The sequence below is a fragment of the Laceyella sacchari genome (assembly GCF_004343255.1).
Lineage (GTDB): Bacteria > Bacillota > Bacilli > Thermoactinomycetales > Thermoactinomycetaceae > Laceyella > Laceyella sacchari.
The window spans coordinates 787240-805314 of the sequence record NZ_SMDD01000001.1 but is presented as its reverse complement, the minus strand read 5'-3'; the positions used below and the strand labels follow the sequence as shown (position 1 = coordinate 805314).

The following is an 18075-nucleotide window of genomic DNA, read 5'->3' as shown; positions in this document are numbered from 1 at the left end:
TCTATGTAGTAATCACTTCCGTTGCTCTAACAACGCGGTGCTGTCGTTCCTTGGTGACCGGCCACCAGTGGTGCCCTTCTTCCGCCAGCAATGCATGGGCTGACGCCGGCCCCCAAGTGCCGCTTTCATAAAAGTCGAGCTTGTGCAGGTTCCGGTCCCACGCCCGACGAATCGGATCGATGAATTCCCAGGCCAAGGCCACTTCTTCCCAATGTGTGAAAAAGGTTTGGTCACCGACGATCGCATCGTGGATCAAGGACTCATATGCTTCCGGTGTGCCTTGCTCACAATTGTTACAGAACTCCATCGCAATCGGCATAATCTGATTGTCAGAGCCGGGCTTCTTCGCATTCAACACCATATGGATGCCTTCATCAGGATTGATGGTGATAACAAGCAAGTTGGGGCCCAGATCGTTATTCTTATTGAAATACAAGTTCTTAGGCATCTCTTTGAATTGTATCACAATCTCAGTTGCCTTCGCGCCCATCCGCTTGCCGGTACGGATATAGAAAGGAACTCCCGCCCAGCGCAGGTTGTCCACATACAGCTTGGCCGCCACGAAGGTTTCCGTTTCAGATGCCGAATCCACATTTTTCTCATCGCGGTATGCCGGGACGGCCTTGCCGTTCAAGATACCCGCTTGATACTGCCCGCGCACCACATATGCACCAACTTCCTCTTCTGAGTATCGGCGCAACGAACGCAATACTTTGATCTTCTCGTCGTGAATCGCTTCCGTTTTCAAGCGGCTTGGCGGTTCCATGCACACCATCATCAGCATTTGTAGCATATGGTTTTGCACCATATCCCGCAAAGCGCCTGCACGGTCGTAATAAGCGGCGCGCTCTTCCACACCTACCGTTTCGCTGGCGGTAATTTGGACGCATGCAATATGATGGTGGTTCCAAAGTGGTTCAAAAATGCTGTTGGCAAAACGGATCACATTGATGTTTTGCACCATTTCCTTACCAAGATAATGGTCGATCCGATAAATTTCTTTTTCTGTAAACGTCTGTTTGATCTGTTCATCAATCTCTTTGGCAGAGAGGAAGTCATTGCCGATTGGCTTTTCGATGATCAATCGCTTGACTCCACGTGTATCGCCAAGGCCAATCGCTTTCAGATTGTGGGAAACCGTAGCGAACAGATCCGGGGCTATCGCCAGGTAGAACAAGCGACAAGGCTCTACCCCATGCTCTGTTTCAAATCCTTCAATCAATGACTTGATTCCCTCGTAATCCGAAGGATTTGTCACATCGGCAACCGTATAAGTGAAGTTTTTAATAAATTGTTGCCATGATGCCTCATCAGCCACCTTGATGCGAGAGAATTCATCCACTGATTTGCGGACAGCTTCCCTAAATTGTTCATGGGTTCGCGGCCTGCGTCCGACACCGATGATTCGGAAAGCCGGAGGTAATAACTTATTCATATAAAGACTGAAGAGGGCAGGAAACAATTTCCGCTTGGCCAAATCCCCAGTCGCACCAAAAATGACCATGGAAAACGGTTCACTCACTCGGGCATGGTGGGACACATGGTTTCACTCCTTTGAATAACATAGCTCGAACACGTCTTTGCGCTTAATATGTGTTTGAGCACCTATGATCATTCGGTAAGATAAGTAAACTCGCTCTAAATGAAACAACTTCAAAACAACCCTATTTTGCTTCAAGATGAAGAAATGCGCAAGATTTTCGGCAGAATTTTTTTCCATGCCCTCCATTTTTGGCGATCTCCAGCGCCTTCAAGGTATGAAAAAACTCTTCCTCTGATAAAGGAAGAGTCCTTACTGCCAGCAAACGATCCCATTACTTCGTGATATCTTGCCCAAACCATTTTTGGGATATTTTGGATAGTGTACCATCTTGGCGCATGCTATCCAATGCTTTGTTGATTTCATCGACCAAGGCCTTGTTCCCTTTGGGCACCGGAAACGCGCTTTCTGAACGATCAGCCTTTACGTCGATCGTTTTCAAAGGCATATTCACAGACTTGAGCATTTCGGCCACTGCCAAACGGTCATTGATGCTCAAATCAACCCGTTTTGCGGCCACGTCTTTCATCGCGCCCATCATGTCTTCATAAGCAATGAGATTGGCACCAGCGTCACGCGCCATTTGTCCATAATTGCTTGTCGGCGTTTGTCCCGCTTTTTTCCCTTTTACATCTTCAATGCTTTTAATATCCTCATTGTCCTGATGGACAACGATTTGGGAAAAAGACACCGTGTATGGCTTGGAAAAATCAAAGACCTTTAGGCGATCCGGCTTGACGCCCACCTGATTGGCCACCATGTCAACTTTGCCCGTTTTCAAGCTGGTGAGCATCCCTTCCCACGGTGTTTCTACAAACTCCGCTTTAACACCGATTCGCTTGCTTACTTCTTCGGCCACTTCAACATCATATCCGGTCAATTTTCCGCTTTTCTCATCATGAAAAGTAAACGGCTTATAAGTCCCCTCAGTCCCAATGCGGATGGTTCCGCGCTCTTTGATCTGGCTCAGCAGATCTTTTTCTTGTGTTTGCACGCTGCATCCTGTGGCCAACACGCCAAACAGTGCAGCCGACAAGATGGTAGCGAACATGCGTTTCATCTTTTTCATCTTAACCAACTCTCCTATCGGCATAATACCAAGTTAGCAGGTATGCATTAACGATTTTCTAAGATTGATCTTACTCATACCATAATCCTGTTGTCAATTACTATTTTTGCCTGTTAAAACAAAATCACTCTGCTTCTGACAAATTCACTTACTAAACCAACAGCAAAACCCTTATCTGAATATAAATAATCTTCGATAAAATAAGTCGAGGAGGGCTTTCTGCCGAAAGCCCAACCAAGCCTATATATCAAAAAAGCTGCGGGATTGCCCGTACAGTCGGTCATACATGCGCAACGCAAAGGAATCAGTCATCCCTGCAATATAATCACATACGATCCGGGCACGTTGTTCATCGGTGGAAGCCCGGCGGAATAGGTAGCGGTCATGTTCCGTCAGCAGGCGTTCTTCATTCATGAACGCTTGGAACAATTGTTTGATGACATAAGCCCCTTTCCATGAGATCGTTTGTACCCGCTGTGCATCAATTACCTTGTCTGAAACCAATTGCTTCAACTGCTCCAAAAGCGCCTGCAACTCGGGCGGAAGATACACACGGTATTTCAAACGGGGCGAGTGAAAAGATCGTTCATTCAACTCCACCTGAATGTGGGTGATGAAGGTGGAAATCAATGCCGTAATCACTTTTTTCAATTTGTATCGCAAATGATTATGCCCTTGATGCAACGGGTTCAACACATTCCAAGCTTCTCGCAACTCTTGGTATTCTTCAGAACGGGCAAAGGGGCGAATGCACTCCTTCAATTGCTCCAACTGGATGAAACCCAGATGGACAGCATCTTCGGCATCATGAGTTCCATAGGCGATATCGTCCGCCAATTCAATGATAGAGCACTCCAACGTTTTATGCTTGGTCTGCCGGTGCCGATCCGGATAATCCGTCGTAGCTAGAAAATGACGGGTCTCTTCTTTGGTAAATGAAGAGCACACCCATGCAAACACCTGCCGGTCACAAGCAAAGACGCTCGCCTTTGGGGGTAAGACTTTGCCCGTTGTGCGATACTGTTCTTCATTGACCGCTTCATCCAGCACAATGGGATATTTCATGATTGCCAGCAACAATGCTCTAGTCAGATTCAGGCCGAATTCCACTTCTCCCTCCAACCGGGTGAGGATACGGAATGTATGGGCGTTCCCTTCAAATCCGCCATAATCTCGCATGCATTCATGCAAGGCTTCTTCCCCCCGATGTCCGAAAGGGGGATGTCCCAAGTCATGCGCCAATGCGGCCGCTTCGATCAACGACACATCCAGTGCATTTTCTTGATTAAACAACGGGTGATGAGCATTGAGATGGATCACGATTCCTCGCGCGATCTGTGCCGCTTCCATGGAATGGGTCAGCCTGGTGCGGTGAAAATCGCCAGCCACACTGCCGATCACTTGCGTTTTAGACTGCAAGCGCCGGAATGCGGCACTGTGCACAATCCGCCCAAAATCTTTTTCAAACGAATCACGGGCATCTGAGAGGTGGCGTGAAGAAGACGGCTTCCTCCGTTCCATGTCCGATGGATAATACAAATGATTTTCACGAGCGCGATAAATGATCAAAACACTTGACCTCCTCTACTGTTCCGTAACCGACAAGGCGATAAACCGATGCGTCGGATGCAAGCCCGTCTGACAGGCAAACCGCCGATGATAGCCCAAAACCTTTTATGAAGCAGGCATGGGCTGTGTCTGGTTGACAAATCATACGGCGGAAAAACCATCTTCCAATGAGCTCCCGCATCACAAGTGGAGCCAATGGGAAAACGGCTTTGGAATACCAACACATGGATCGGGCTCATCCTTGCTTCCGTTTTATTGCGCCTCAAATCGCCAACCCATCCTTTTTTAACTATATTACCGTATGATTGCGTAAAAAAACATTTCATCCAAGAAAACTTCCCTCGACCCCACTGCATATAAAACCATCAGCCCCAGCAATCGAAAAGCGATGTGCTGAGGCTGGTCACGTCCTTAATCTATCAGCTTCCGATGCATCAGGAGCGCAATGCAACAAACTCCTAATGTCATTAACGAACAAAACCCATAAATGAATATTTCTTGCAATTCTCCCAAGATGTTCCACTCCTTTCTTGATGACGAAATATATAGAATTATCATACTTAAAAATGTACAAATTGCAACTGGCTCTTCATGGCTTATTTGTTATTTTCCGGCGAACATCCCGCTCCTGTTACAAAACGAAGACCTCCACTTTCGCTGTGTTTGGCGTTGTGAAGGTCTTTGATTTCATTCATTTTTTGAACACGATCGGAGAGTATGAACGTGTACTTGCCAGATGAATAAACCGAGTCGGGACTCGCCTGGGCTGGACAGTTTCCAACCCCAGCATTCCGCTCAGTGGGATACAGGACCCGATTCAGACCGTCTTCACCGTACCGTGCGCTTGCAACATGTACATTTTATGATACAATCCTTCTTTAGCCAACAATTCCTGATGGGTGCCGCGTTCGACTATCTCCCCACGATGCAACACCAAAATAAGATCGGCGTCTTGAATCGTAGACAGGCGGTGTGCAATGGCAATTGTAGTCCGTCCTTTGCGCATCTTTTCCAAAGCGGTCTGAATCGCCTCTTCCGTTTCGGTGTCAACGCTGGCTGTCGCTTCATCGAGGACCAAGATTTTGGGTTGGAAGGCCATGGTTCGTGCAAAAGAAATCAATTGGCGCTGGCCGCTGGAAAAAGTAGCTCCCCGTTCCACCACAGGCTCTTTGTACTGTTGCGGCAACTTTTCGATAAATGCGTCTGCTTGCACAAACGATGCTGCCTCTTTCACCTCTTCATCTGTAATCGTTTTGTTATGCAATCGAATATTGCTTTTCACGTCGCCAACGAATAAAAACGGATCTTGTAACACTAACCCCAGCTTCGACCGCAATTCCGCCTCGTCAAAATGGTTTAACGGCTGGCCATCTATACGAATCTCGCCCTGGTTGACCCGGTAAAAGCGCATCAACAGATTGATAATGGAGCTTTTACCGCTGCCCGTGTGCCCGACCAACGCCACCGTCTGCCCCGGTTCGGCGACAAATGAGATATTTTTGAGCACGTTGGTCTTCCCATCATAGGAAAACGTAACCTGGTCAAATTCGATCCGCCCTTCAGTGATCTTGGGATGGTCATCCCCTTCCTTGACGGGTGCGTACTCCGTTTGATCCAACAATTCAAACACCCGATCCGCTGATACCACGGATTGTTGCAATTGATTCAACCGCAACATGATTTGGGTGATCGGTTCGAATAAACGGCTAAACAAGTCAACGAAACCGTACACTACCCCCACTTGAATCGATTGGGAAAACGAGAGGGAGCCAAAATAGTTCAATACCAAGACAACTGCCAACACACTCAATACTTGAATCGCTGGGCGCAACATCAACCCGTACAGCCGGATATTTTTCATCTGTGCTTGGTAGTAATCTTCGTTTAACTTGCCAAATTCCGCACGCAACCGCGCTTCCTGCCTCAATGCTTGAATCATGTTCATTCCATTGATGGACTCATTGATCTTGGCATTTATCTGGCTTAGCTGGCTCCGCAAAAAACGGTACACTTTGGAGCTCAGGTAACGATACCCCTGCATCAGACCGAGCACAATCGGCAAAAAGAGCATAGCCCACAAAGCAAGCTTCCAATCGAGGATAAACATAGCGATGAACACGCCTGCAACCATCAAGAAATTTTGCAAAAAGGAGGAAAGGACGTAAATGAACAACTCTTTTACGGCTTCCGTGTCATTGGTGATGCGCGACACCAGCGATCCGTCGGGAATACGGTCAAAAAACGAGAGACCCAGATGTTGCACCTTGCCGAACACATCTTCGCGTAGCTGGCGCACGATCCACTGCGCGACGGTTTGAAATGAAAGCGACTGATAATAAAGCAAAACCGCCGTGATCACTTGTAAGAGCAAGATCATTGCCGCAAACACCAGCAGTATCTTTATATCGATAGGCTGATTGGGAACCAGATAATGATTCAAATAGTAGCTGACCAACAACGGTACTGCCACTTCTGCGCCGGTGGCGGCCAATAGCGCGGCAAAAGCAACCCAAAAGCGGGTTTGATAAGGTTTAAGATAGTGGAGCAGACGTTTCGGTACCACCTTCTTCCCCCCCTTTCAATACCTGTGACTCCAATTGTTGCTGTAAAAACATGTGACGGTACCATCCATCTTGTTGCATCAGCTCTTCGTGGGTTCCTTGTTGAATGATCCGCCCCTCATCCAACACGATGATGGTATCTGCATGTTCCACGGCACTCAAGCGGTGCGCAGAAATCAACGTCGTTTTGCCAACCCGATTTTGGCGCAATGCTTGCAAAATGGCATGCTCGGTCTTGGCATCGACCGCGGACAGGACATCATCCAAAATCAGAATCTCCGGATTTAATAGCAAGGCGCGGGCAATCGACAACCGTTGTTTTTGCCCACCTGAGACGGTGACGCCCCTTTCGCCGATGATGGTGTCATAACCTTCTGCAAATTGGAGAATATCTTCATGGACGCAAGCGATTTTGGCAGCAGCTTCAATTTGTTCTCTTGTCGCCTTCGGGTTCCCAAACGCGATGTTTTCTGCGACAGTGGCCGAAAACAATACATGGTCTTGCGGCACATAACCAATCGCTCCCCTTAGCGCCGACAGGGTGTAATCTGTGATAGGATGGTTGCCGATGCGGATCTCTCCCTGGGTCACGTCAAACTCACGCAACATCAAGCGCAACAACGTGCTTTTGCCGCTGCCTGTCTTTCCGACGATCCCCAGCGTCCCTCCCCGCTTCACACATACGCGAATTTGGGTCAACGCCGCACTCTCGGCATCGGGATAGGTAAACGACTCCACGTCGAACCGAATGTCCCCCACGGGTTGCACATCGATCGCATTGGGGCGATCTTCAATATCGGGCTTGATGTTTAATAGCGATTGGATCCGTTCATAGGAAGCACGCCCTCGCTCGACGATATTGATGAGGATTCCGTAAGCTAACATCGGCCACACCAGCTGCCCTAGATATAGCGTGAATTGAAGCAATTGACCGATCGTTAACCGCCCGTCCGCTACACTGATCGAACCGAATACTATCGCCAATAGCATCGACAAACCCACAACCAACACAACCGTCGGGTCAAACAGGGCATCCACTCGCGCTACTGCCAGGTTCTTCTCTACCACATCATCCAACCGCCGTTTGAACTCCTGCTTTTCGGCCTCTTCTTGGCCAAAGGCTTTGATCACCCGGACTCCAGCGATATTTTCTTGCACCTTGTCATTGATACCTGAAAAAGCTTCTTGCGCCAAGTGAAATCGTTGATGAAGCAACTTGCCGTACCGTTGAGTAGCCACGGCGATCAACGGCATGGGAAGCAGTGAAATCAGAGCCAATTGCCAATCGATAAACACGAACATCGCCACGATGACAACCATACCGGACACGAAGGAGTCAGCCAAAGTCAGCACACCTTCCCCGGCAGTGACGACCACGGCTTGAATGTCATTAGTCGCATGGGCCATCATATCCCCAGTACGCCGCTGATGATAAAACCGCGGGGACATGCGGGTGAATTGTTGGTACAAGCGATCTCGCAACAACCTTCCCAAGCGGTTGCCGGCACCAAACAACATCACGCGCCAAGTATAACCCAGCCCATATTTGCATAGGGCGACAAGCACGTTAACCACCGTCCAAAAAACCAGCAGACGCCAGGTTAAAGCATCGGCAGTAATAGCATCCACCACCACACGCACGGTGTAAGGGGTCACGAGGTGCGTCAGGGACAACAGCATCAGTGTGCTGATCCCGATCAGGTAACTCTTTTTCTCCATCTTGAAAAACCACCAAAGTTGACGAAACATCATCATTGACTCCACCCCCGTTCTCTGTACATTTCCCAAATACTTTGCAATTCAAATATTTCGGTAATCACAATCTTACCTTACAGATTCGCTAATGTAAATACTTTTTAAACTTTTTTAGTAAAAAAGTTTAATTAATAACCTGACTATCAGTCATCTCAAGCTTCCTGGCTTATCAAAACAAAGCCGCTTCCACGTTAAAACCCGGGTTTCCCTCCTTTACCAAACATCTTAAAGAGTTCCAGAGAATTACCCCCTTGCGTTAAGATGATTTATAGACAAGACAAACCGACTCATTTAAAACTGTTTTCAGATAGTTATTAAATCCATTTACACTCTTAGAGGCTGGCAGCTTGAAAGATTATTTGTCTGATTTAGTAGATATTGTCTCAAATATAGCCAAATCAACACGCTTTATCCTCGGAATTGATGGCCTGAGTCGTTCTGGGAAAACTACCCTCGTAAAAAACTAAAAGTGATATTACACGAAAAACGCATCAATGTTTATGTATTTCACATAGATGACTTCATTGTTAAACGTAAAAAACGTTACCATACTGGGAACGATGAATGGATCGAATACTATTATTTACAATGGGACATCAAATGGCTTAAAGAAAATTTTTTCATGAAACTACGTGAATCAAATCAAATTACTCTTCCGCTCTATGATGGTGAATGAGATACACATACCATACAAAACGTTACACTCCGACACTTGCATAATCATAATTGAGGGCGTCTTTCTTCAGCGGAGAGAGTGGAGGAGTTTCTTTGATTTTGTACTTCCTTGATCCACGTGCTTAATCCATTCCATCGTCGTCTCATTGGTAAGCCTGCAATTGCGCTACGAAAAGCCTCCTCTCCCACTAGCATAGATTCCCTTATTTATGGTACGATTCCGTTTGGGAATCCGAAACGAAAAGGAGGGTAGGGGCCCCGCGTGGCTCCTCACCATAACATGAGCAAAGAGAATAACATTCGCAACATTGCTATCATCGCACACGTAGACCACGGCAAAACCACTTTGGTAGATGCCATGCTGAAACAAAGCCGTATCTTCCGCGAAAACCAGCATGTGGAAGAACGCGTGATGGACTCTAATGACTTGGAACGTGAGCGCGGCATCACCATTCTTTCGAAAAATACCGCGATCCAATATAAAGGATTTAACATCAATATCGTCGACACACCCGGACACGCCGATTTTGGCGGTGAAGTGGAGCGGGTAATGAATATGGTAGACGGTGTGCTGTTGTTGGTCGATGCGGTGGAAGGCCCCATGCCGCAGACGAAGTTCGTTCTGAAAAAAGCACTGGAACGCGGGCACAAAGCCATCGTGGTCGTCAACAAGATCGACCGGCCTCATGCGCGCCCCGATGAAGTGGTCAACACCACTTTCGATTTGTTCGTCGACATGGGTGCCAGCGAAGAACAATGTGAATTTCCTATCATTTACGCGAGCGGATTAACCGGTTCGTCTGGTTATGCTCCAAACGAACTAACCCCCACGATGGAACCGCTGTTTGAAACCATCTTGGAATATCTCCCCGCCCCCACCGTGGATCATCAAGGGCCAACGCAAATGCAGGCCACCTTGCTCGGTTTTGACGAATACAAAGGGCAAATCGTGATCGGTCGCTTAAATCGAGGTTCCATCCGGCGCAATCAACCTTTGTTGCTGATGACGGCCACCGGCGAAACCAAGCAGGTGAAAGTAGGCCAAGTGTTCACCCATCAAGGGCTAGCCCGGGTAGAAGTGGAAGAAGCTTTCGCCGGAGACATCATCGCCCTCACAGGCCTTGGCAAAGTGGGGATCGGCGACACCTTGTGCGATATCAACCATCCCGATCCACTGCCACCCATCAAAGTGGAAGAGCCCACATTGCGCATGATGATTGGCATCAACACCAGCCCATTCGCCGGCCAAGACGGGACATACCTCACTTCCCGCAAAATTCGTGAACGCCTCTACAACGAAGCGGAAAAAGATGTAGCTTTGCGTGTAGAAGACACTGATTCAGCCGATCATTTCATGGTGTCTGGCCGCGGGGAATTGCATCTGAGCATCTTGATCGAAAACATGCGCCGCGAGGGATATGAATTCCAGGTAAGCAAGCCGGAAGTAATCATTAAGGTGATCGACGGTAAGAAATACGAGCCTTATGAACAAGTGGAAATCGAAGTGAGCAGCGAGCAACAAGGTGCAGTCGTTGAGCTCTTGGGCAAACGCAAAGGGCAGTTGCTGGACATGACCGTGTTAGATAGCGGCAACATCCAGTTTGTCTACAAGGCACCATCTCGCGGCTTGTTGGGTTTCCGCCTCCAACTTTTGACGGCGACACGTGGTGAAGCGTTGATGAACACCTTGTTTGCCGGATACGAACCTTATGCGGGTGAAATAGAGACGCATGATTTTGGTTCCCTGATCGCATGGGAATCGGGTACAGCTACCACCTATGCGCTCCACTCGGCGCAAGAACGCGGCCAACTCTACATTACACCTGGAACAGAAGTGTATGAAGGAATGGTTGTCGGTCAGCACATCCGCGAAAACGACTTGGAAGTAAACGTCTGCAAAAAGAAACATCTCACCAGTATTCGCCGTGCCACCGCGGAAGAAGCTCTGCGTCTCGACACGCCCCGTCAACTTAGCATCGATGATGCCCTGGAAATCATGAAAGAGGACGAACTGCTTGAGATCACGCCCAAAACCTTCCGTCTGCGGAAAAAATACCTCGCCAGAAACGAACGGGCACGCCATCAAAAGCAGAAAAAATATGAAGCAGAATAACAGCGCAATAAAAAGGGTGGGTTAAGTTTATACTTAACCCACCTTTTATTATCAGGTGGCACTTCGCGCTCAAACTCAGCCTCGTTCTAATCATCACACCTACTCAGATGCTTTTTTCTTCATCCATTCCTCATAGCTCATGCGCGGAATATCAAACAATTCTCCCAACTTGACATAAGTAGCTCCGGCCATCCTTCCCACCGGCCGCAGTCCCATGGTGTCAATTCGTCCACGATCGATGAGCTCGTCGGCAACATGAAACTGCACCACTTCGCCAATCAGCAAGTCGCTATTAGATTCCTTTTCGGTTCCACCCAGTGCTAAATGTTGATGTAACCGACATTCCATCTGGATTTTGCACTCCGCCAATCGGGGCACGGACACCACTTCGCTGTCGGCAAAAGTAAACCCGACTTGTTCCGCTTCGCCAACCTCAGCCGGAAATTCGACTGCCGTTTCGTTCACCATCGTCACAATGCTCTCATCTACAATGTGAACAACATATTCTCCATGATCTAAGATATTGCGTGCCGTGTCCTTCATGACGCCGCCCGGCTTGCGTGTGCATGAGAAAGCCAATAATGGCGGTTCGGTGGCGACCACATTAAAAAAGCTAAAGGGCGCCGCATTGACTGTCCCGTTCGGCCCTTGGGAGGTGACAAAAGCAATGGGCCTCGGCAACACGCTACCTATCAGCAACTTGTAATTGTCAGTCTTTGAAAGCTTCTTAGGATCAAAGCGCATATCAACCCTCCGTCTCTTCAGGCAACCAACTCGCCATATACTCTGCTACTTCGCATGAGAGGGCAGCCTTGGTCACCCGCAATGGACGAAATGTATCTACCATGACAGCCAGTTCTTCCGTCCGGGTTTTGCCGATGCTCGCTTCCATTTTCCCTGGATGGGGCCCATGGGGAATCCCGCTGGGATGCAGGGTGATTGAACCTTCGTTTATGCCTTTTCGACTCATGAAATTCCCCTTAACATAGTAAAGTACCTCATCACTATTCACATTGCTGTGATAATAAGGAGCTGGAATGGCCAAGGGATGATAATCGTACATCCGCGGCACAAAGGAGCAAACGACAAAGTTGGGACCAGCAAAAGTCTGGTGAACTGGCGGCGGCTGATGGATAGAGCCGGTAATCGGTTCAAAATCTTCAATATTAAAGGCCCATGGGTAAAGATATCCGTCCCAACCAACTACATCAAACGGATGAAAATCGTAGAGATAGGAATGTAAGCGATTTCGCGCCTTGACACGAATTTCAAACGTTCCTTTTTCCTCATGTGTTTGCAGTTTTTCAGGAACCCGTATATCCCGTTCACAATAGGGGCTGTGCTCCATCAGCTGGCCCACTTCGTTTTGGTACCGACGGGGCGGAGTGATTTCCCCTGTCGTTTCAATAACCAACAGACGGGTTTGCTCGCTCTTCATGTTCAAACGGTAAGTGGTTCCCACCGGGATCACCAAATAATCACCAGGGCGGTAGGGGAGATCACCAAAAATAGTTTCCAAAACCCCTTCCCCCTCATGGACGAAGAGAATTTCATCACCATCGCTGTTGCGGAAAAAATAAGGCATCGCTTCTGTCGGATTGGCCGTAGCGATGGCCACATCTTCATTCACCAACCAATGGACACGCCCTTCAATCGGATCTTTTCCCTTCGGAGCCTCAAACGTCAAAAAATGCCGATGGCGATTGGCTCCTTCTTCCTCCAACGGCACCGTCCAGTCTCTCAAAAACCGAGCCTCCCGCACCTGTGTCGGCGGATGGATGTGATACAAAATGGACTGAATGCCAGAAAAACCTTTGGTGCCCATCACCTGCTCGCGATACAAACTCCCATCAGGCTGTCGAAATTGAACATGTCGCTTGGCTGGGAGATTTCCCAGACGATGATAAAACGGCATGGCTCTCCCTCCTAATGATTCATCTATTCACTATTTTAACAAAATAACAAATACATTTCTTGAAAAGGTTTTCTCTCCTCTAAAAATAACGACGGATGTTATCACCAGCAAAGACGAAGGCAACCACCCTATGCAAAAACGATTTGCTCCAACAGTACCATATTTGAAAGGATTTTCTGCATAAGCATTGAATTAGTTAACATCCAAAACCTCTTTTTTCCAAAATCAAGTAAGGAGATGTACGTGAATAATGAGGATTGCAAAAGAGCTATTGGCCTGGGGTGGTTCAATCTTCTTCGGCATTGCCTTCGCACTTTTTATCAGTATTTTTGTATTTCAACCCACCAAAGTTCTCGGTAGCTCAATGGAACCTACATTAAAACCCAACCACCACATCTATGTATCCAAACTTCCCCGGACGTTCACCTACAAGCCCCGGATCGGTGACATCGTGATCATTGACAGCCGTGTAAATCGTGCGCGCACATGGAAGGACGATTTACTCGATACCCCGCTGTTCTCCATGTTTAAAGAGCGCCATAGCCACGATGTCTGGGTCAAGCGCGTCATCGGCCTCCCCGGCGATACCATCATGATCAAAAGCAACCAAGTGTACCGAAACGGACAACGTCTGAAGGAAGATTACATCAAAGAGGCGATGATCGATACGCCCGACGCCCATTTCGTCATTCCGGAAAACCAGATCTTCGTCATGGGCGACAACCGCAACAACAGCCGGGATAGCCGGGAAATAGGCAGCATCCCCATCGATCATGTGCTAGGGGTTAAAATATTCTAAATGTCGCCATGAACCAAGTGGATGACGCTGTCCCCTTGCAGTGTAGTTGGAAGCAAAAATGAAAAGCTAGGATGCCTTTTGCATCCTAGCTTTCTTTATTATTTCGCAAATTGCACCGCTGCGTCTTGCGCTTTGGCGATGGCATCCTTCAAGATGGCTTCTGCTTGATCCGGTTGTGCAGCCATTCCTTCAGCGACAACCGTGGTAACATCCGTAATTCCAATGAAGTTCATCACCGCATGGATATAACGATCAGCGAAATTCAAATCCTGCGCCGGACCATGGGAATAAACGCCACCGCTGGCATGCAGGTGAATCGCTTTTTTGCCTTCCAACAATCCGACCGGTCCTTGTTCAGTGTACTTGAAGGTTTTGCCCGCGATGCAAATGGTATCAATATACGTTTTCATGCGTGGTGGGAACAAGAAGTTCCACATCGGCGTAACAAACACATACTTGTCCGCTTCCACAAATTGATCGGTCAATTCATTGATCCGAGCGACTTTGCGTTGCTCGTCTTCAGTCAGACCTTCACCTTTAGCCAGTTTGCCCCATCCGCTGAACACATCGGCGTCAAGGTAAGGAAGATCCATTTGGTATAAGTCAAGATGGATGATTTCGTCTTGAGGATTCAATTCTTTATATTTATCCAAGAATCCTTTCCCCAATTTGAGACTGAATGATTCGTTTTCTGCTTTGGGATTGGCAGTGATGTACAGTACTTTGGCCATTCGTGTCTTCCCCCTAAAAAATAATCAACTAATCTTTTGTAAGTATATTAAACAGATGATCTTTTGTCAAGCTAGGCGGTTCCTTTATGTATTATAAATAACCATGCCAATTCTCATTCATCCATTCAACTTTGCGCAAATTGCACCGCTTGTTGTTTGGCAAGCTGAATCCCCTGTTGGAGGATTTGCGAGAACCGTTGCGGATCTGATGTACCCTCGGCAATGATGGATTGCACATCGGTGATTCCCATCAGCCCCAAAACCAACCGGACATAACTGTCGGCATACTCCATCGCTTGCGCCGGACCCTGTGAATAGATTTGCCCCCGCGCTTGAATATGAACCGCCTTTTTGTTCAGCAACATCCCGACCGGTCCGGCCGCGGTGTACTGGTAGGTTTTTCCTTGCATGCAGACCAGGTCGATGTAAGCTTTAAACATGGGTGGCAAACCAAAATTCCACATGGGTGTGACGAAAATATACTTGTCGGCGTGGATAAATTGTTCAACTAACTCACTGATCCTTCCCAACTTTTTCCGCTCTTCCAAAGTAAGAGGGGAACCTTCATTCAACTTACTCCATCCGCTAAACACATCGAAATCCAGTAAGGGAATCGGATCGCGGTACAAGTCCAGCTCTACAATTTCATCAAGCGGATTGGTCAATTCATACGTTCGCAAAAACTCCCGTCCCATACGTAAACACACAGATTCCGACTCTGGTTTAGGATTAGCGGTGACATATAATACCGTTGCCAAAGACTCATCTCCTCGCCTAAGGCCTTATAGCCATGAATGTTTCTCTATAAATTGAAAAAAACTGCCCGATCTGTTACCTGTTATAGGACATATCGATAATTAAATAACATACAACATGCTTTTATTACCCTATATGGATAACAATTATAACCTAAAATCAAATATTTGGTCGATTTAAAGACGACAGAAAAAAATAAGAAGTGGATCATATCCACTTCCACTTCGGGCCATTGCATTATTTTCAAACGAAACGACATTCCTTGCCAAGCCATTTGGGCCGGTCAATGCAAATAACGCTCGATTTCCGCCAGCCAGTCCGGATTGCCGGGTCGGATGTCTGTCTCTTCATTTAAAAAGTCTTCAGGCATCAAGGTGACCAATAACTCTTTGTTCCGTTTTTCTTTCGGCAATCGGACACATCTGCGTCCATGGTTAAACTTCACCTGCTGGAAAAATTCCCGCAGGCGCGCAAGTTGGCCCTCTGGGCCGTACCTGTGCAGGTGAATCATCGCTTTGACGCAGTCATCTTTGGCACTGGGATGGATCACATATTCTTCTGCGCGCGCCATCTGTTCAAAGTGCTCGGCCAACTCATAAGGCGTGTAGGGAACAAAAGTGAAACGGTTTTTCACCAAATCGTTCCATTGCTCCCCCAACCATTCCTTTAACAATGACTCCTCTCCAACTAAGATCAGGGCGCTGTCTGCCTCCCGCTGCGCCAGCATCTGCTTGATATGGCGTATGATGCTTTGACCGCTTTCTGTGTTAGCCAATAGCGGCAGGCGTTCAATGAGCAGGATCCCGCCTTTCCCTTGGTCTATTAATCGGTGCCACTCCCGCAACATGGCCTCCTCCGACTGTTGCGCCAACAAGCCAGCATCCATGCGGATAACCTGATCCGAAGGTAGGATGCCTATTCCTTTCAACGCCCGGCCATACCCCTCGGCCACCTCTACCTGACCGGTGTCCGCAGGGCCGCAGAAAACGGCGTGGATGGGCATCTCATCAGGCAAAGGCAAGCCTAGTCGTTTGCGCTCTTGTTGGTAATCCAAGTAGGTTACCACGTCTCTCATTTGTTGCTTCACTTTCTCCTGCCCGATCACCCGCTCCCACTCGGCCGCATACTCGCTTAACGGTTCGCTTTCCTCTTCTGCTGACTGCGGTTCGGCAGTCGTAGAGGGGATATCTGTCAGGCAGCGCTTGATGATGGGATGGCCATTTTCCACTGACCACGCTTCATCGCATTTCGTCAAAGTGCACTCCTCAAACGTTCCTCGGCCGTTGTCGATCACATGAACCCCCACTTTGGATTGGGACACATGACAACGGACAAACGTAGGATCGGCGGCATGGGCGATACAGACTGCCCCGCGGTCGGGAAACTGCTTGATCTCCGTCTCCTGTACGATCCCTTCCGCTTTCTGCGCATAATAAATCCCGTACTCTTGCCCATGGTAGACCTTGGATCGCAAAATATCCAACCGCCCATCATCCAGCACCGTGACGATGTTGCGATTGAACCCAAATAGCTCGCAGCTTTCGACGATACCTTTGCCGCTATGGTAACAGGCTATAGCCCCTTGATCCCCGTCATGTATACGCGTCCGCAAAAATTGGGGGTTCGCCTCCGTCCGGATCACCACTGCGGGCTTATCGATAAACCCATACAAGTCGCAATTTTCTACAATGCCACCTGCTTCTTCCTCAAACAAAAATGCACCACCCGGACAATTTTTGATTTCCGTGTGATGAAATCGGGGCAGGGCTCGTCCGGCCACCCGAACCGCCGCTCGTTCCTTGCCGAGGGCATAAAACTTACACTCTTCAAAAACCCCTTTTCCCCCTTGGAAAACGATGCCCGTGGCTTTGCCATCATGGATCTGCGTTCGGAGGAATGTGGGGCTCCCGCCATGAACGCCCACGGCTGGACTGTGGTGGAAGCCATACACATTGCACTCCTCAAACCGGCCTTGGCCCAACTCTTCCACAAACACTCCGTAACCCAATGTACCTGTGATCTTGCACTTGCGAAAAAAGGGATTCCCTTGCGCAATAAACACCACTGCCAGTTCTCCGTGGCTGAGAAGTTCGCATTGCTCAAACAAGATTTTCCCCGCGCTTTGACACTGGACAGCAACATTTTTCTCACTGAAAACCGATGACCTGCGTACAATGGGCTCCGCATCATCATGCAAAATGGAGATCGCCGGACTTTTAGAGGCCATGACGCGGCAATCTTCCAATACCAAGGAACCTTTATTCATCAACACGGCAGGGGCTTGGGCCATGCGCGATTCCTTGACGGTCACGTTCTTGATCACCGCATAACCGGTTCCCATCTCGATGGTGGCAAACTTTTTACCTTGGATCACCACTTCTTTATCATCGCCGAGCCCTACAATTTCAATATAGCGATCAAGCCATAAATCCTCCTGGTAGACGCCAGGCTCAACCTCAATCGTCGTGCCTGGTTTCGCATCCATAATGGCATCTTGAATATTGCGATACTTGGCGAACCATCTGCGCGAAACGCGGATTTTTGCCATTGATAGTCAAACCGCCTTTCCAACCCGTTACTTCTTTCTTCACT

12 protein-coding genes are annotated in these 18075 nt (G+C 48.2%); 2 read left to right on the top strand and 10 right to left on the bottom strand.

Annotation, left to right across the window (positions count from 1 at the left end):
* Position 1 precedes the first annotated feature (1 nt).
* From zwf to EDC32_RS03810, 5 genes are all read right to left on the bottom strand, one after another.
* Positions 2 to 1540, bottom strand: coding sequence for a glucose-6-phosphate dehydrogenase (gene zwf, locus EDC32_RS03830; RefSeq protein WP_342774492.1), 1539 nt, complete (start codon positions 1538 to 1540; stop codon positions 2 to 4).
* Between the two features lie 274 nt (positions 1541 to 1814).
* Positions 1815 to 2609 carry a transporter substrate-binding domain-containing protein gene (locus tag EDC32_RS03825; protein WP_132220072.1) on the bottom strand — a complete coding sequence of 265 codons (795 nt, stop codon included), beginning with the start codon at positions 2607 to 2609 and terminating at the stop codon, positions 1815 to 1817.
* Between the two features lie 240 nt (positions 2610 to 2849).
* Positions 2850 to 4178: an anti-phage deoxyguanosine triphosphatase gene (locus tag EDC32_RS03820; RefSeq protein WP_132220071.1), complete on the bottom strand. Its 1329-nt coding sequence runs from the start codon at positions 4176 to 4178 to the stop codon at positions 2850 to 2852.
* An 817-nt stretch (positions 4179 to 4995) separates the two neighbouring features.
* On the bottom strand, positions 4996 to 6741 hold the full coding sequence (locus EDC32_RS03815) for an ABC transporter ATP-binding protein (protein WP_132220070.1): 1746 nt from the start codon (positions 6739 to 6741) through the stop codon (positions 4996 to 4998).
* Positions 6710 to 8494 (bottom strand): ABC transporter transmembrane domain-containing protein, encoded by a 1785-nt coding sequence (locus EDC32_RS03810; protein ID WP_132220069.1) that lies wholly within the window; start codon positions 8492 to 8494, stop codon positions 6710 to 6712. Before EDC32_RS03810 ends, EDC32_RS03815 begins: the two co-directional genes overlap by 32 nt.
* Before the next feature lie 955 nt (positions 8495 to 9449).
* On the opposite strand from EDC32_RS03810, the gene typA reads away from it, so the two are divergent.
* Positions 9450 to 11282, top strand: a complete 1833-nt coding sequence (typA, locus tag EDC32_RS03805) for a translational GTPase TypA (protein ID WP_132220934.1) — start codon at positions 9450 to 9452, stop codon at positions 11280 to 11282.
* A 99-nt stretch (positions 11283 to 11381) separates the two neighbouring features.
* Here the strand turns inward: typA and EDC32_RS03800 are convergent, their stop codons facing one another.
* Together EDC32_RS03800 and EDC32_RS03795 are read right to left on the bottom strand one after the other, a co-directional pair.
* Positions 11382 to 12026 (bottom strand): flavin reductase family protein, encoded by a 645-nt coding sequence (locus tag EDC32_RS03800; RefSeq protein ID WP_132220068.1) that lies wholly within the window; start codon positions 12024 to 12026, stop codon positions 11382 to 11384.
* A gap of 1 nt (position 12027) precedes the next feature.
* Positions 12028 to 13197 (bottom strand): homogentisate 1,2-dioxygenase, encoded by a 1170-nt coding sequence (locus EDC32_RS03795; RefSeq protein ID WP_132220067.1) that lies wholly within the window; start codon positions 13195 to 13197, stop codon positions 12028 to 12030.
* A gap of 250 nt (positions 13198 to 13447) precedes the next feature.
* Between EDC32_RS03795 and lepB the strand changes: the two genes are divergently transcribed.
* Positions 13448 to 13996 (top strand): signal peptidase I, encoded by a 549-nt coding sequence (gene lepB, locus EDC32_RS03790; RefSeq protein WP_022736106.1) that lies wholly within the window; start codon positions 13448 to 13450, stop codon positions 13994 to 13996.
* Positions 13997 to 14094: 98 nt separating this feature from the next.
* Here lepB and EDC32_RS03785 read toward each other — a convergent pair whose 3' ends face one another.
* The 3 genes from EDC32_RS03785 to EDC32_RS03775 form a co-directional block, all read right to left on the bottom strand.
* A complete protein-coding gene (locus tag EDC32_RS03785; protein ID WP_102992093.1) occupies positions 14095 to 14727 on the bottom strand; it encodes an FMN-dependent NADH-azoreductase in 633 nt (210 codons plus the stop codon).
* 125 nt (positions 14728 to 14852) lie between these two features.
* Positions 14853 to 15485 carry an FMN-dependent NADH-azoreductase gene (locus tag EDC32_RS03780; protein ID WP_022736104.1) on the bottom strand — a complete coding sequence of 211 codons (633 nt, stop codon included), beginning with the start codon at positions 15483 to 15485 and terminating at the stop codon, positions 14853 to 14855.
* Positions 15486 to 15766: 281 nt separating this feature from the next.
* A complete protein-coding gene (locus EDC32_RS03775) occupies positions 15767 to 18031 on the bottom strand; it encodes a right-handed parallel beta-helix repeat-containing protein (protein ID WP_132220066.1) in 2265 nt (754 codons plus the stop codon).
* Positions 18032 to 18075: the final 44 nt, after the last annotated feature.

Excerpts from the sequence above, each read along its gene's own strand:
- EDC32_RS03785 (WP_102992093.1), bottom strand. The coding sequence starts at position 14,727 with ATGGCCAAAGTACTGTACATCACTGCCAATCCCAAAGCAGAAAACGAA.
- EDC32_RS03825 (WP_132220072.1), bottom strand. The coding sequence starts at position 2,609 with ATGAAAAAGATGAAACGCATGTTCGCTACCATCTTGTCGGCTGCACTG.
- lepB (WP_022736106.1), top strand. The coding sequence starts at position 13,448 with ATGAGGATTGCAAAAGAGCTATTGGCCTGGGGTGGTTCAATCTTCTTC.
- EDC32_RS03775 (WP_132220066.1), bottom strand. The coding sequence starts at position 18,031 with ATGGCAAAAATCCGCGTTTCGCGCAGATGGTTCGCCAAGTATCGCAAT.
- EDC32_RS03810 (WP_132220069.1), bottom strand. The coding sequence starts at position 8,494 with ATGATGATGTTTCGTCAACTTTGGTGGTTTTTCAAGATGGAGAAAAAG.
- EDC32_RS03800 (WP_132220068.1), bottom strand. The coding sequence starts at position 12,026 with ATGCGCTTTGATCCTAAGAAGCTTTCAAAGACTGACAATTACAAGTTG.
- EDC32_RS03795 (WP_132220067.1), bottom strand. The coding sequence starts at position 13,197 with ATGCCGTTTTATCATCGTCTGGGAAATCTCCCAGCCAAGCGACATGTT.
- typA (WP_132220934.1), top strand. The coding sequence starts at position 9,450 with ATGAGCAAAGAGAATAACATTCGCAACATTGCTATCATCGCACACGTA.